The 14,730-nt window shown below is 59.5% G+C and carries 12 protein-coding genes and 2 pseudogenes; 9 read left to right on the top strand and 5 right to left on the bottom strand.

Going from position 1 to position 14,730, the window contains the following annotated elements; all coding sequences use genetic code 11:
• Positions 1-147 precede the first annotated feature (147 nt).
• Positions 148-1,053, bottom strand: coding sequence for an aldo/keto reductase (locus ABIB56_RS06625; RefSeq protein WP_354568296.1), 906 nt, complete (start codon positions 1,051-1,053; stop codon positions 148-150).
• 458 nt (positions 1,054-1,511) lie between these two features.
• On the opposite strand from ABIB56_RS06625, the pseudogene ABIB56_RS06630 reads away from it, so the two are divergent.
• Positions 1,512-2,312 (top strand): annotated as a pseudogene (locus ABIB56_RS06630) (IS1380 family transposase); the annotation flags it as partial.
• 140 nt (positions 2,313-2,452) lie between these two features.
• On the opposite strand, the gene ABIB56_RS06635 reads toward ABIB56_RS06630, so the two are convergent.
• From ABIB56_RS06635 to ABIB56_RS06650, 4 genes are all read right to left on the bottom strand, one after another.
• Entirely contained in the window at positions 2,453-3,901 is a 1,449-nt protein-coding gene (locus ABIB56_RS06635) for an aldehyde dehydrogenase family protein (RefSeq protein ID WP_354568298.1), read from the bottom strand.
• Complete coding sequence (locus tag ABIB56_RS06640) at positions 3,898-5,037, bottom strand: NAD(P)-dependent alcohol dehydrogenase (RefSeq protein ID WP_354568300.1); 1,140 nt, start codon at positions 5,035-5,037, stop codon at positions 3,898-3,900. The genes ABIB56_RS06635 and ABIB56_RS06640 overlap by 4 nt, the downstream gene beginning before the upstream one ends.
• 89 nt (positions 5,038-5,126) lie before the next feature.
• On the bottom strand, positions 5,127-5,990 hold the full coding sequence (locus tag ABIB56_RS06645; RefSeq protein WP_354568301.1) for a fumarylacetoacetate hydrolase family protein: 864 nt from the start codon (positions 5,988-5,990) through the stop codon (positions 5,127-5,129).
• Positions 5,947-6,879, bottom strand: a complete 933-nt coding sequence (locus ABIB56_RS06650; RefSeq protein ID WP_354568302.1) for a VOC family protein — start codon at positions 6,877-6,879, stop codon at positions 5,947-5,949. Before ABIB56_RS06650 ends, ABIB56_RS06645 begins: the two co-directional genes overlap by 44 nt.
• Before the next feature lie 139 nt (positions 6,880-7,018).
• On the opposite strand from ABIB56_RS06650, the pseudogene ABIB56_RS06655 reads away from it, so the two are divergent.
• From ABIB56_RS06655 to ABIB56_RS06690, 8 genes and pseudogenes are all read left to right on the top strand, one after another.
• Positions 7,019-7,198 (top strand): annotated as a pseudogene (locus ABIB56_RS06655) (helix-turn-helix domain-containing protein); the annotation flags it as partial.
• Between the two features lie 93 nt (positions 7,199-7,291).
• Entirely contained in the window at positions 7,292-7,807 is a 516-nt protein-coding gene (locus tag ABIB56_RS06660; RefSeq protein WP_354568501.1) for an IclR family transcriptional regulator, read from the top strand.
• Positions 7,808-8,043: 236 nt separating this feature from the next.
• Positions 8,044-9,591: a sugar ABC transporter ATP-binding protein gene (locus ABIB56_RS06665; protein WP_354568303.1), complete on the top strand. Its 1,548-nt coding sequence runs from the start codon at positions 8,044-8,046 to the stop codon at positions 9,589-9,591.
• A 2-nt stretch (positions 9,592-9,593) separates the two neighbouring features.
• Positions 9,594-10,610 (top strand): ABC transporter permease, encoded by a 1,017-nt coding sequence (locus ABIB56_RS06670; protein WP_354568305.1) that lies wholly within the window; start codon positions 9,594-9,596, stop codon positions 10,608-10,610.
• Positions 10,611-10,653: 43 nt separating this feature from the next.
• Positions 10,654-11,664 carry a sugar ABC transporter substrate-binding protein gene (locus ABIB56_RS06675; RefSeq protein WP_354568306.1) on the top strand — a complete coding sequence of 337 codons (1,011 nt, stop codon included), beginning with the start codon at positions 10,654-10,656 and terminating at the stop codon, positions 11,662-11,664.
• A 66-nt stretch (positions 11,665-11,730) separates the two neighbouring features.
• Entirely contained in the window at positions 11,731-12,702 is a 972-nt protein-coding gene (locus ABIB56_RS06680) for an ABC transporter permease (protein ID WP_354568307.1), read from the top strand.
• A 16-nt stretch (positions 12,703-12,718) separates the two neighbouring features.
• Complete coding sequence (locus ABIB56_RS06685) at positions 12,719-13,891, top strand: zinc-dependent alcohol dehydrogenase (protein WP_354568308.1); 1,173 nt, start codon at positions 12,719-12,721, stop codon at positions 13,889-13,891.
• 13 nt (positions 13,892-13,904) lie between these two features.
• Complete coding sequence (locus ABIB56_RS06690) at positions 13,905-14,726, top strand: SDR family NAD(P)-dependent oxidoreductase (RefSeq protein WP_354568309.1); 822 nt, start codon at positions 13,905-13,907, stop codon at positions 14,724-14,726.
• Positions 14,727-14,730: the final 4 nt, after the last annotated feature.

Genomic DNA, 14,730 nt, shown 5'->3' on the forward strand with positions numbered 1-14,730 from the left:
GCCGCTCCCACTGGCGCCGACGACATCAACAAACAGCGAAACGCCACTACTACAAAACCCGCGGACACAGCCCATAAACGCGACTGCAGTACTAGCGGGGCGAGAATGCGACTGGCGTGAAGCTGTAGGCCCCGGGTTTTTGCAATGTCAGCTCGGTGAGCCTGCCGAAGACAGTGCGTTGACTTCGTCGGCACTGAGCGACAGGGCACCGGCGGCCGTGTTCTCCTCGAGGTGGGAGCGCTGGGAGGTGCCGGGGATTGGTACTATCATGTCGTCGAATGCCAGCAGCCACGCGATGGCAATCTGCCCCACCGTGGCGTTGTGGTCGCGCGCTATTTGGCCGATCGGTCCCGCACTCTCGTCGAGGCGACCCTGCGCGACCGGAGCCCAGGGGATGAAGGCGATGCCGTCTCGGGAGCACACGTCGAAGACGGCTTTCGCGCTGCGATCGACAACATTGAACCGGCTCTGCACCGAGGCGATTTTCACTATTCCCCGAGCCTCCTGCAGCTGTTCGGGTGTGATTTGAGACAGACCAATCGCGACGATCTTCCCCTCGTCCTGAAGGTTCTTCAACTCCCCGACCTGGTCCGCGAGCGGCACCTTCGGGTCGATCCGGTGAAGCTGGAACAGGTCGATCTGGTCTACGCCCAGCCTACGCATGCTCATCAACGCCTCTTGCCGAAGATACTCAGGCCGACCGACCGGAGGCCAAGCCGCCGGTCCGAGCTGCTTCGTACCCTCATTGGTGTCGATGACATCCGGGCCGTTGCGAGTCAGCCCGGCCTTGGTGGCGATCAGCAGATCGTCAGGGTAGGGATGGAGCGCGTCGCGCAGTATCTGCTCGCTAACATACGGCCCGTAGGAGTCGGCGGTGTCGATGAACTGCACGCCGAGATCAACGGCCCGCCGAACAGTAGCGATGCACTCGTCACGGTCGGCTGGCTCGCCCCAGATGCCGCGGCCGGTCAAGCGCATCGTGCCGAAGCCGAGACGGGCGACCTGCTTTCCCGCGATCTGAATAGTTCCGGTCTGATCACTGAGAGCGTTCATGATGGATCTCCTTCAAATGTGATGGTACTCGGCTGGCTCACGCAATGGAACAAACGAAAGGGCGACTCTGGGGCGCCGCTGCGTGTACGAGGTTAGCTCTCCGCATCGATTTCGCGGATCGAGGACCGCACATTGTTCGCCGTACTGATGGCACCCGAAAGATAAAATCCTTCACCGGGATGCCGCACATCGTCCGGGGCCTGCGGCTGAATCATCAGGACACTATTTGGCCGCCATCATCGCCGAGATCAGTCTGGCAAGCTACACGAGGTTTGTGTCATCAACGAATGTGGAAAAATGGCTCGATTTGCGGAAAATTTGAACCTCGAGATGGCTTCAATATTGGTCAAAAGTCATCCCCTAATAGGTTCAGTTTTAGCGCATTTCTTTCTTATCGCGCCGTCTACTCCTAAGCCTCGATCCACCGATGAATGCTTGGGTTGTGGCGCCTTACACCCGGCTTGAAGGTTGAATCTCTCATCGCTGGGATGGTCGCCGGGGCTGACTCGATCGATGACATGGGCTTGTTGCGTCACGGTGGGATGAGCAGGATCTTCTCAACCTGTTATGCGCCGTCGACGCTGGGGTCGTTTCTTCGCTCGTTCACTTTCGGGCACGTTCGCCAGCTCGACGCCGTCGCGTCCAGGTTCCTGGTGAACCTCGCCCAGCACGCACCGATCGTTCCCTCCGCAGCTGGCGGCATGGTGTTCGTGGACGTTGATGACACGATCATCGAAGTCCACGGTCATCAGAAACAGGGTGCCGGGTTCGGGTACTCCGGGGTTCGTGGCATCAACGCTCTCCTTGCGACGGCATCGACCGCCACGAGCGCACCGGTGATCATCGGACAACGATTCCGGAAAGGTGCCTCCGGATCTCCTCGGGGCGCCGCACGGATCGTCGCGGATGCGTTGAAGACCATCACGAGGCTCTCTAGCCTCTCCTCGCAGAAAGTGTTGCTGCGGGCGGACTCCGCGTATTACGGCTTCGTGACTGTGAACGCGGCACTGAAAGCAGGCGCTGACGTATCGATCACTGCCCGTCAGGACCCGGCCGTGAAACGCGCGATCGCCAGCATTCCCGACGAAGCCTGGACCACGATCAACTACACCGACGCGATCTTCGACGAGAGCACCAAAGCATGGATCTCTCGCGCCGAGGTAGCCGAGGTGTCCTTCACCGCGTTCAGCTCCCGAGCAAAGAAAGACCACACACCCGGCCGCCTCATGATGCGTCGTATCCCTGAGCTGAACCGGAAAGACTGACCTGTCCGAATGCGCCGTATGAGCACCGGGCTCACGATGACGAATACAGAGAGGAATGTGAAGCGGCTCGCGGCACCGTCAAACAGATGGTGCATGGGCCGCCCCGGGAACTGCGGCGCGTAGTACTGGCGAAATTAGGAGACTGTCGAGCGATAGATGTGTTTGACTTCTTGGAATTCGGCGAGTCCGCCTGGTCCGTTGAGGCGTCCGATGCCGCTCTTTTTGTAGCCGCCTTCTTCGAATTGGTCGAGAATCTGCGCCCACGAGTTGATCCAGACGGTACCGGCTTCGATGCCTTCTGCGACGCGTTGGGATCGCGCTCCATCTTTTGTCCACACCGACGCGGACAGGCCGTATTTTGTGGCGTTCGCCCGGTTGATGGCCTGATCCTCGGAGTCGAAGATCTCGAACGTCACGACGGGGCCGAAGACTTCTTCTTGGATAAGCGGGGAATGCAGATCGAAGACGTTGATGAGTGCGGGTCGGAAGAATGCACCGGCACCGTCGGTGAGCCCGCCCCGTAGTGCGACGGCGTCTTCGCCGAGGGCCGCGACGATCCCGTCGACTCGGGTCGCTGCGGCATGGTCGATAAGCGGTCCCAGTTGAGTGTCCGGATCGGTACCGGCGCCTACTCGTACTTTCGACAGCTCGTCCACAAGGCGGTGCTGCAGTTCGTCGGCGATACTGCGTTCGGCAAGTACCCGGCTGCCAGTCATGCAGAACTGCCCGGCGAACGTCGTGACCGCCGCCACCAGAACAGGCACGACTTCGTCCAGATTGGAGTCGGCGAACACGATCATTGGGGTCTTACCGCCCAGCTCGAGAGAGACCTTCTTGAGCTTTTCACCCGCCGCGATGGCGATGCGGGTCCCGACCGCGGTGCTTCCGGTGTAGCTGAGGACGGGAACGTCGTCGGAGGCGACGAGTTCCTTCGCTCCCGCATCGCCCGACTCGGTGAACATGTTGATCACGCCAGCTGGCAGCGACTCGACGCTTGCGAACGTTTCCGCCAAGAGAGCATTAGTCAACGCGGTTTGTGCGGGCATCTTGACCACGACCGTGCACCCTGCAGCCAAAGCGGGGGCGATGGAGCGAATCGCGAGGATTGCCGGGGAGTTCCAGGGCACGATGACCCCCGCCACACCCACGGCTTCTTTGAGAAGCATGGAGGTGGCTCCCGGGTAGACGTGGGCGGCTGACCCGGAGTCGGTCAGGGCCAATCCGGCGAAATATCGCAGCTTCGGGGCGGCGATGCTGAGTTCGAACTGCGCCTGCCCGAGGGGTTTGCCGTTTTCTAGAGAGATGGCTAGGGCGAGCTTCTTGAGGTTCGCCTCGATCGCCGCACCCAACTCCCAGAGCACCTTGGCACGCAACTCGCGATTCTCTGCCCAATCCAGGGTCGTGAACGCCGTGTCGGCCGCCGCGATGGCCAACTTCGCCACTGCCAGGTCAGCGTCGTAGAAGGTGCCGAGGACTTCGTCGGTTGCCGGGTTGAGTGAGTCTTTCGGTTCCGTGCCACCAACCCACTCGCCATTTATGAAATGGCGAGCTGTTTCAGTGGTGAAAGGGCTGTTGATGCTCATGCGTGCTCCTCGTCTGTGGTGAAGCGGGCCGGGTCGTCGTAGACGACCACCGGTTTGACTGTTGTTCCGTTTTCCGAGTCGAGGAACGCGGCGTTGATGTCCGTGAAGGAGTACGTCTTGATCAGTCGGTCGAAGGGGAACTTTCCCAGCTTCCACAAGTCGATGAGGGCCGGGATGAACACCTGCGGCACGGAGCTTCCTTGGATGATGGTTTTGAAAGTCCAACCCCGATTGAGGGATTCACCGATCTCCAGGTGTACTTCGGTACCGGACCGCGACGAGCCGACGAGCGCGAGGGTTCCGCGTACCGCTAAAGAATCCGCGGCAGATCGTAGTACGCCAGGGATTGCGGTGGTATCGAGTGCATAGTTGACACCTTGTCCGCCTGTGATGGCCATCAGACGGTCCACGACGTTCTCAGTACGACTGTTCACCGTGTGCGTGGCACCGAGCGATTTCGCGAGATCGAGCCGGCTGTCGAGAATATCGATCGCGATGATCTGTGCGCATGGTGAGAGCGCGGCCGCCATGATCGCGGCACAACCCACCGCCCCGGTGCCGAAGACGGCAACCGTGGTCCCGGGCTTAGGACGCAATTCGTTTAACACCGCGCCAGCTCCTGTTTGCATTCCGCAGCCGAGCGGCGCGACGAGGGTGAGATCTATATCTTTGTCGACTTTCACGATGCTGCGTTCGGCGACGTTCGCGAACTGCGCGAACGATGACTGCCCGAAGAACTGGCCCCCGATCGGCAGGCCGTCTTCGCTGAAGGGCGTGCTGCCATCCGGTCGGCGTGCCGCGAAGTTCCGGGCGAAGAGTTGCTCGCAATAGGCGAGGTCCCCGCTCAGGCAGTGCCGGCAGATGCCGCAGGAGTTCGCGGAGAGGACGACGTGATCTCCTACCTGGACGGTGGTGACGTCGACGCCGATGACTTCGACGATACCGGCGCCTTCGTGACCCAATACTGCCGGTAAAGGAGTGGGGATCATTTGATCACGGACGACCGCGTCCGTGTGGCAAACCCCCGATGCAACAAACCGCACCCGCACTTCGTCATCGCGCACGTCATCGAGATTTAGCTCGGCAATCTGTAGGGGTGCCCCTCTTTCTCGTGCAACCGCAGCAGCGACTTTCATGTGCTTCTCTCCTTGTCGTTCAGAATTTAACGAGCCTCATCTACCGACGTCACCATTCGTCTGGTTGAGGCGCCGTCTGAGGGCGTCGATTACTCCTCGCGGACTGGGTTTTCGAGCTTGCCGATTCCGTCAACCTCGACGACGATACGCTCGCCGGGCCGTAGGAATCGCTGCGGTTCCCGCCTGAATCCCACGCCTCCAGGGGTGCCCGTCAAGATGACGTCGCCGGGCTGCAACGTCGTAAATACCGAGATCTCAGCGATCAAGCGGGGGATCGAGAAGATCATTAGATTTAGCGGCGACTCCTGCACGATTTCACCATCAATGATCGTGCGGATGGATGAGGTGGACAGGTCCACTTCGTCTGGTGTCACGATTGCCGGTCCCAATGGAGTGGAGTTATCCCAGGCTTTCCCCTGAACCCATTGATGGGTGAGGTACTGAAAGTCGCGGATGGTTACGTCGTTCGCCACGGAGTACCCGAGAACATATGACGGTGCATCCTCTTCGGAGATTCGTCGACCAGTACGCCCGATGATTACGGCGAGCTCGCCTTCCCAGTCAGGCTGCTTACCTTCAGGAGGCAGGAGTATGGCGGCACCGTCAGCGATGAGACTGGACGCGAATTTGGGGAAGAGGACCGGATAATCAGAGTCTGCGCGTTTCGTCTCCGTAATGTGAGCCTTATAGTTCAGCCCGACGCAGAGAATGCGCTTGGGCGCCGGGCTTGCGGGGCGAAGAGTCACCGACTCCATCGAGATGGTCTCGTTCGACCGATCCGCTGCTGCGAGCTGATCCGATGTGACCGATGAATCGATCTGGGAAATTCCGACAAGCGGTCGAATCCGTCCTTCTTCGAGGACTCCGACATGGTTTTCGCCATCTATCGCGTAGCTGACGTAGACCATCTCATATTCTCCCGCTAGTTTTGCGCCAGCGCGGTAGTTGGCCACCCCAAAGATTCACGGTCGTCGGCACCGCTTCCCACCGTCGCGGGACGTAGGTGACGCTCTTGTCGTAGAACTTCTCCATCTCCGCGGAGAGTTCGATGTGATTACCGGACGGGTCGTCAAAGAAAACAAATAAGTTGTTTCCCGGTCCGTGGCGGCCTGGGCCCCATTCGACGCGCACATTCAATTCGGTGAGGCGGTCACACCATGACTTGAAGTCTTCCCACTCAGCAAGGTCGTAAGAGTAGTGATCAAGGACGCCTGCCTGGTCGACATTGACAATCGCGAGAGTGTGGTGATCATGATCTGAGCGGAGCCAGCAAAAGCGGCCATCGGAGAGCTGGTCGCTAATTCGGAACCCGATGGTGTTGACGAAAAAGTCGACCATCGGCTGCACAGCGGTGGTGCCAATCGTGGTGTGCTGGAATTTGAGAGGCCGACGTCCCGAGTCCGAACTATTCTCGCCCTGACGGTAGACCTCCGAGTGAAAGTGAACCGGAGTACCTTCGGGGGTAAATGTCACGAGGCCCTCAATTGGACCTGTGGGCGACGTGACGAACGACTCTTCCAGGTGTTCGACTCGATAGCCATCAGCCGTCAACCGACGTCGGATGCCGTCAATACCCTCTTCGTCTCGAACTTCGAACCCGAAGTACGCGAGTCCGTGCCTCCCCGGAAGAAGGTCAAGCACGTGGTGGCCCGTTCCCCACCCAAGACGAACCCCACCGCCGTCGAGGCTGTCCTGGCGCACGAGGCCGAGAACTCGCGCGTAAAAGCGTTCGTTGGCCGCCACGTCGGACACGGTGAGACCGATGTGCGAAACGTGGGTCTGACGGAGGGTGCCCGCAGCATCAGATTCAGTGAGCACGACGCGGTTCGGTGCGGTCGGCATGAGGTCTCCTCTTTGAGATCGCGATTGTTAGATGTCGCGATTGACAATACAGTAACTTCAACCGTCAATACATTCAAGGAACAGTGTCTCGACAATCGCACAAGCTGTCACGCTGGCTGGGGCCTTATGATCGGATGATATGACCATCGAGCGGCGGGCCGCGTACCGTGACGGGAATAGCACAGCCGATCGCGCGCTGACCATCCTTCAGATGTTCACGGAGTCTCGTAGCCGTATCTCAGCCACATCTGTGGCCGACCACCTGGGGGTAAGCCGTTCCACCGCTTACCGGTATGCGCAAACTCTGGTACGGTCCGAGTTCCTTATAGAGGATTCGGGTAGCGGGTTCCGTCTCGGCCCAAAGGTAATGGAGTTGGCGCGAATCGCCCGACGAAGCTATGGCCTCTCAGACATGGCCGTTCCGGTCATGCGCGAGTTAGCGGCCGAGTATCACGAAACGATTCTGCTCACTCGGCGAATCGGGTCCACGATTGTCTGCATCGAGCGCGAGGAATGGGCGGGTCAATATGTCCGGCTCTCCTACGAGCGCGGCAGTCGACTGAGCCTCAACGCTGGCGCTTCGGCATACATCCTGCTCGCGTGGCTCCCCGAAGACTATGTTCGCCAGCTCATCGAATCGCAGGATCTCCATAAATACACCCAGAGCACCCTCATTACGTCCGACGAGATTATCGCGCGGCTTAGGCAAATCCGCAGCGATGGTTACGGCGTTGCGCAGGGTGAAGTCGACTCAGACGCGGTGGCCCTTGCCGCGCCGATCTTTGATGGACACGGCGAAGTGGTTGCTGGCCTGAGCCTGGTGACGCTCAAGTCGCGCATGACTCCGGATTCGCAGGTGGAGATCGTGGGTCGGCTCGTCAGGAGCGCGGAGCTCCTGAGTTCCGAGATTCGCAGCTACTCCGAGTAATCGTCAACCACCTCGTAACTCTCACGAGTCCATTTCGATGGATCGGCCCGTGATCACCGAGATACCTTCTAGTGCTTGTCTTGTTTTGTGATACTGTAACGTCGCATATCGACACAACGCCGATTAGGGCGTTCGCGAGACACAGCACCGAAAGGTTCAATGATGATCCGAGTAACTAACAACGACTCGTACGGTCGCCCTCTTATCCACTTCATTGAGTCTTCTTCGCGATAGCCATGACGGACAACGGGAGCGTCACCACCACCTCAGCCTCTCCTGGCGAAAGCGGCACCCCCCTCATGCGGCTATCCGGAATCTCGAAGTCGTTTGATGGAACGACCGTGCTGAAGAGCATGGATCTCGACGTAGTTCGAGGCGAGATCCTGATTCTGCTTGGCGAAAATGGCGCCGGTAAATCGACGCTAAAGAACATCATGTGCGGGCTTCTCGCTCCTGATGGGGGCTCCATCGAGTTCCAAGGCACAGTGCAGACGGAATGGAACCCGCGTAAAGCCAAGGAGCTTGGCTTGGCGGCAATCCATCAAGAGCTCAGCCTTTTCCCCAACCTGAGCGTCGCAGAGAACGTGAACATGATCGGTCTTGGAAACGGGCGCGGATATGTAGAAACCAAGGACCTCGAACGACGCACCAACGCCATGTTCCAAGATCTTCTGGAGATCGGCATTGACTCATCGATCCTCGTCGCCGAGCTACCGCTCGCCACGCGTCAGCTGGTGGAGATCGTCAAGGCCATTCGCACCGCTTCCAGTGTTTTGGTGCTCGATGAGCCGACCACTTCCCTCAGTATCCAGGAGCGTCGGCAGCTCTTCACCGCCATGCGCCGCCTCCGCGACAACGGATATGCCTTGGTGCATGTCACCCACTTCCTTGAAGAAATCGAAGCCGTCGGAGACCGTGTTGCCATCATGCGCGATGGTGAACTCGTTGCCCTCAATACAAAGAACGAACTGACGGTGCCACAAATCGAGCAACTCATGGTCGGACGCGAACTTGCTGCGGTCAGCCGACCAGAGACTCCACCCCACGACGGGGCGCCGGTGGTCCTTGACGTGTCCGACCTCGGAGACGCCGCCCTCCTCCACGACATAAACCTGTCTGTTCGCTCGGGCGAAGTAGTGGGAATCGCCGGACTCTCGGGAGCCGGCAGAAGCGAGCTCATGCAGGCGCTCGTCGGGCTTCGCGCGGCGCACGGCGACGTCAAACTCGAGGGAAGACGGTTCAATCGCCGCTCAGTCGTTGCCGGAGTCCAGCGAGGGATTGTCCTGGTCTCAGAAGATCGCCGTACCGAACAGGCCTTTTTGGAGCGAACCGTGCTTGAGAATCTGACCGCGTCCATGCTCGGACGCGTGTCGAACAAACTCGGCCTGATGCGACTCGGGAAGGAAAGACAACTCGTCGGAGAACTGATCAAGAAGTTCGGTGTGCGAACGGATTCGGCAAACGCTGAATTCGGATCGATGTCCGGCGGCAATCAGCAAAAGGCGATTCTGGCCAGGTGGCTAAGTCTCAGCCCGAAGGTGTGTCTGCTGGATGAGCCGACTAAAGGAATCGACGTCGGCGCGAAAGCTGAGGTTCAGCGCACGATTTTCGAGCTCGCCTCCACCGGCGTAGGGCTACTCGTCGTGTCCTCGGACCTGCCCGAGCTATTCCACGTCAGCGACCGCATCTTGGTGATGAAAGGCGGCACCATTACCGCCGAACTGCACCGATCTGAATTCGACGCAACTACGATCCTTCGCGCCGCATCATCCGAGAAGGCATAAGCGTGCAACGTTTCAGCTCGCGGCTCTCGCCGCAAATTGTCAGCGTCCTGGGCGTCATCGTCATCGTTATCGTTATCTTCTCCATTTTGTCTCCTGGGTTCCTCGCGCTGGGCAACGTCAGCAACCTCCTCCTCCAAGCGTCTTCGACCGCGATCGCGGCATCCGGGATGACGCTCGTCATCATGGCTGGGTGGATTGACCTGTCAATTGGATCCCTGATGAGCCTGGCGGTCACGATCGCGCTTGCCGCTGCGGGTGTGACGTCGGCTGCGTACGGTAGTTCCAGCATTTGGACGTACTTCATCGTCATAGGGGTATCAATTGCTGGAGGCGCTCTCAACGGTGTCCTCATCTGGGCGCTGAAAGTCCAACCACTGCTTGTGACTCTTGGCACGATGACTATTTTCAGCGGCATCGCACTCCACATCACCAGCGCTGGCAACAGATCTGCTAGCGGCCCAATCCAGTACCTGGGACGAGCAGTCGTGTTCGGAATCCCACTGCCTGTGATCGTCGCAGTTGTTGTCGTGGTCGTCATCGCTTTCCTTCTGCGTCGCACCCCGTTCGGTCGATATGTCACCGCCATCGGCGGATCGGAGCGCTCAGCCCGAGAGACCGGCCTTCCCATCAACCGCCTGCGTATCGTCGTGTTCGCAATCTCTGGCCTCTGCGCCGGGATAGCTGGGATCATCACGGTCGGCCAAGTCGGCACGATGCAGTCCACATTCGGCGTGGGTTTTGAATTTACCGTTATCACCGCCGTCGTCGTCGGCGGAACAAGCCTTACGGGTGGCAAAGGATCCGTTATTGGAAGTGCTCTAGGAGCGATACTTCTGACGCTCATCGACAACGGTCTTAACCGAGTTAACGCGTCCGTCTACATTTATGACGTCATCACCGGCCTAGTTCTCCTCGTCGCGGTGCTCACCGACTCAGTGGTCATGGGCCGCATCCGAAGGATGAACGTTCGCATCCGACAAGCCGGACTTGAACGCTCACAGAAGACTCCCTCGACGTAGTCAGCCGGAAAATCAATCGCAACAAGCAATCAAAGGAGATGCAATGACGAGCAAAATACGGATCGTGTCCCTGTCGTTGGCCCTTGCAGCCGCAGCGAGCCTCGGGCTCGCCGGATGCAGCGGTAGCGGCTCAGGCGCGTCCACATCAGGTGCAGACAAAACGACAATCGGCATATCGTTCGAGAACGGCGTCGGATTCCGCGAAGGGCAGAAAAGGTTCTACCAGATCGCCGCGAAGAAGCTCAACGTTAGTCTCGAGTTCCAAGTGGCGCAGAACGACGCACAACGCCAGTCCAGCCAGATCAAGACGATGGTGTCGCAAGGCGACCAGGGCATCATCATTCTTCCCCTGGACCCGGTGGCAATCGAGGCTGACATCAAGACCCTGAACACCGCAAAGGTCCCCGTCACCACGGTCGACGTAGCCCCGAAGGATGTGAACTCCGTGAAATTCCATGTCGGAAGCGACCCGCTCGCCGATGGCAAGGCGGCAGCTGCCGAGTTTGTCAAACTGGCCGACGGCAAGCCCTTTAAGATCGTCGAGATGCAGGGTGCCCTCAACAGCAACACCGGTGTCGCCCGCTCGAAAGGACTCCACGACGGACTGACGGGACACGACAACGTCCAGATCGTCAGCATCGTCCCCACCGACTGGAAGCCAGAACCGGCACTGACGGGCATCCAAAACGCTCTTCAGACACACTCTGACCTGGCGGGAATCTACCTCCCGACAGATGGACAGATCCCAGCCGCGTACTCGGCGCTCTCCGCCGTGAACAAGAAAGTCAAGGTTGGGGAACCCGGTCACGTCGCCATAGTCTCGATCGATGGTGACCCCAACGGATGCCAAGGAGTCAAGGATGCCTACGTGGATCTTGATCTCGCAACCGACGTGCCAAACATGACCCTGCACTCGCTCCAACAAACAGTGAACTTGGTGCAAGGCAAGCCCGTGTCAATCAAGAGCCCCGAGTACCTCCCGTCCATTGCCGTGACGCCCTCGACTATCGCGGCAAATGAGTCAAAGGTCTGGGGCTGCTCGCAAGGGGGCTAACCCACATGAGGGGCTGCGGCGTCGTGCCGCAGCCCCTACCAAGCTTTCAACCCCTGAGAGGTCTAAATGATCCGGTCGTCACTCGGCTCGCTCGTGCGCAAAGCGCCGATGGTCCCCGTACTCATCATCATCCTGGTCGTCTTCTCGATCATCTCCCGCGGCTTTCTGAGCGTCTTCAGTATCCAAAGCATCCTCCTCGACGCGTCGGTGCTCACCGTCGCGGCCCTCGGTGGCATGCTCGTCTTCCTCGTCTCTGGCATCGACCTGTCTGTCGGCGCAACTGTCGCGGGCGCATCCGTCACCGCAGCCATCGTCGGCCAGCTCACTCACAATCCCGGCCTGTCTCTGGGATCTGCTCTACTCATCGGAGGCGTCATCGGGGCGATCAACGGAGCCCTCATCGGCTTCGCCAAATTCGTCCCGTTCATCGTCACACTCGCGATGCTGCTGGTCGTAACGGCGCTCGCGTACCTCGCCGCAGCCGCTTATTCCGGACAGGGCGCAACTGCCGGCTCCGTTCCCATGCTCGATTCCATCCTCGCGTTCGGTCAGGGCGTCACATTCGGACTACCAAACCTCTTCCCGACAGTAATTGTCGCGGTAATTGTGATCGCGCTTGTGTTGTACTTCACCCGCTTCGGCCGCCAGATCAGGCTCGTCGGACAGAACGAAGACGCCGCACGATTCAACGGCCTGAACGTGCCCCTCATCAAATTCTTCGTCTACACCCTGGCAGGAGTCCTCAGCGGAATCGCCGGATGCCTACTCGGCATGCGGCTCGGTGCAGGCAATCCAGCCGGCGGCGACTCACTCCTTCTCCAAGTCATCACCGCCGTGATCATCGGTGGTACGACCCTCTTGGGGGGCCATGGCGGGGCCATTCGCACTCTCTTTGGCGCGCTCGTGATCGTCGCACTCACCCAAGGACTGAGTACCATCGGCTTCCAGTTCTGGGACCAGAACATTGTCCTCGGGTTTGTCATCCTGCTTGGCACGCAGATTGGCCGCCTATGGGGAACATCAAGTCGCACCGCATAAAAGGAGAAATCTAAAGATGAGTGACCATAGAGTTGACGCGGAAACAACAAATAGTCCCCTCCCCAAAACGATGCTCGCCGCGGTGTATTACGACCGAGAAGACATCCGCATCGAGACGGTGTCAGTTCCCTCACCGGGTCCGGGGGAGCTGCTACTCCGCACCGGGACCGTGGGCGTCTGCGGCTCAGATGCGGGCGAGTTCACTCACGGGCCCAGCACCCACCCCGTAAAGGTGATGAACCCCTTCACCCATCACCTCGGACCGATCATTCCTGGTCATGAATTCTCCGGAACGGTAGTCGACATTGGCAAAGGAGTAGACCAAGGCTGGATCGGCGCTATGGTCGCTTCATGCGGATCAGTCTGCTGCGGCGTCTGCGCCGCTTGCCGTCGCGGGGAATCCAACCTTTGCGTCACCTACAACGGCGTCGGTCTCCAACGAAACGGTGCCTTAGCCGGCTACGTTACGACTCCGGCAGCCGCATCCGTTGACGTGAAACCGTTCGGTCTCTCGCTCGACGAGGCTGCACTATGCCAACCTATGGCCATCGCCGTTCACAACGTCCGGCGTGCTGGAAACGTCGACGGGCAGACCGTTCTCCTTATCGGTGCAGGCGGCATCGGCGCTTTCCTGGTCTACGTCCTGAAGCAGCTCGGTGCGCTCGTCGTGGCCGTTGACAGAGATGCTCAACGACTCACGGTAGCCTCGGAGCTTGGAGCGGACATCACCGTGCTCGTCGACGGCCGCGACGATGAGAAAACCATTCGCAACACGGCTGGCGACGTCGAATTCCGAGTCATCATCGAGGCGACTGGATCCGCATCCGCGCTGACAACGGCATTCGATATCGCCCCCAAGGGTGCGCGGATCGTCGCCGTCGGATTGCAGCACACCCCGACATCTCTTGACCTGGCGCGCTTCACCCTCACCGAGAAGACTCTGATTGGCACGAACGCCATGGTGCGCGAAACAGACTTCCCGTTCGCCGTCGAACTCGTTTCACGTCGACGCGGCGGTTGGGGACTCATTGCCCCGACCGTGCTACCCCTTCAAGACCTTGTCGACGGTGCCATCCGACCAATGGTCGAGGGAAGAGCCATCGTGATCAAGGCGCTCATCGACCCTTGGACGCTCGACCAGCGCCCTTCCACGAAACTCGCCGATAACAACGCCTCCTCGAACGATTAAGGAACCACCGACAATGGACTCATCATCATGGCCGCAAACCAAGCCTCGCTTCGCAGACCGGGTCGCGGTCATCACCGGATCAAGTTCTGGGCACGGTAGGGCCATTGCAATTCGACTGGCGAGCGAGGGAGCGTCGCTCGTGTGCGTCGATCTTCAGCCGGGCGCCTTGGGGGGAGGATTTGAAGCCGATCCCGACACGGACACAGACGCGCTCATTCGTCGCAACAGAGGCCGAGCGATATTCGTCCGCGCGGACATCACCTCGGAAGCCGACCTTTCGGAAGTGGGCGCCACATCTGTTCGTGAGTTCGGGGCTCTTGACCTCTGGGTCAATAACGCCGGAATTTCGTTCGGCAACGCGTCAATCTTGGACGAAGCCGACGAGCGATTCACAAAGACCATCGAGGTCAACCTGAAAGGCACCTGGAACGGCGCACGTGAAGCGGCGCGCCGCATGAAGGATCAGCCGGTCAAGGGTCGCGTCCGCGGCCGAATTGTCAACATCGGATCCATCGCCGGGAATATCGGTCAGGCCGACCTTGCCAGCTACTCCGCTTCTAAAGGCGCCGTACACCATTTCACCAAGGCGCTAGCCATTGAGCTCGCTCCGCAGCTGATCACCGTCAATGCGGTGGCTCCGGGGTACTTTGCGACAGCTATGAATCGAGCCCTCTGGGAGGATGAATCAGCGCTAGAGCACGTCCGTGAGATGCACCCGCTCCCGCTCGGTGTTCCCGAGGATATCGCTGCCGCAGTCGCTTTTCTCGGTTCGGACGATGCATCTTTCGTCACCGGCGCAATCCTGCCCGTTGACGGCGGCATGGCCGCAAAATGAGTAA

It is taken from the genome of Glaciihabitans sp. UYNi722, assembly GCF_040549465.1.
Lineage (GTDB): Bacteria > Actinomycetota > Actinomycetes > Actinomycetales > Microbacteriaceae > Lacisediminihabitans.

Excerpts from the sequence above, each read along its gene's own strand:
- ABIB56_RS06685 (WP_354568308.1), top strand. The coding sequence starts at position 12,719 with ATGAGTGACCATAGAGTTGACGCGGAAACAACAAATAGTCCCCTCCCC.
- ABIB56_RS06665 (WP_354568303.1), top strand. The coding sequence starts at position 8,044 with ATGACGGACAACGGGAGCGTCACCACCACCTCAGCCTCTCCTGGCGAA.
- ABIB56_RS06640 (WP_354568300.1), bottom strand. The coding sequence starts at position 5,037 with ATGAAAGTCGCTGCTGCGGTTGCACGAGAAAGAGGGGCACCCCTACAG.
- ABIB56_RS06660 (WP_354568501.1), top strand. The coding sequence starts at position 7,292 with ATGGCCGTTCCGGTCATGCGCGAGTTAGCGGCCGAGTATCACGAAACG.
- ABIB56_RS06675 (WP_354568306.1), top strand. The coding sequence starts at position 10,654 with ATGACGAGCAAAATACGGATCGTGTCCCTGTCGTTGGCCCTTGCAGCC.
- ABIB56_RS06680 (WP_354568307.1), top strand. The coding sequence starts at position 11,731 with ATGATCCGGTCGTCACTCGGCTCGCTCGTGCGCAAAGCGCCGATGGTC.
- ABIB56_RS06690 (WP_354568309.1), top strand. The coding sequence starts at position 13,905 with ATGGACTCATCATCATGGCCGCAAACCAAGCCTCGCTTCGCAGACCGG.
- ABIB56_RS06650 (WP_354568302.1), bottom strand. The coding sequence starts at position 6,879 with ATGCCGACCGCACCGAACCGCGTCGTGCTCACTGAATCTGATGCTGCG.
- ABIB56_RS06625 (WP_354568296.1), bottom strand. The coding sequence starts at position 1,053 with ATGAACGCTCTCAGTGATCAGACCGGAACTATTCAGATCGCGGGAAAG.
- ABIB56_RS06635 (WP_354568298.1), bottom strand. The coding sequence starts at position 3,901 with ATGAGCATCAACAGCCCTTTCACCACTGAAACAGCTCGCCATTTCATA.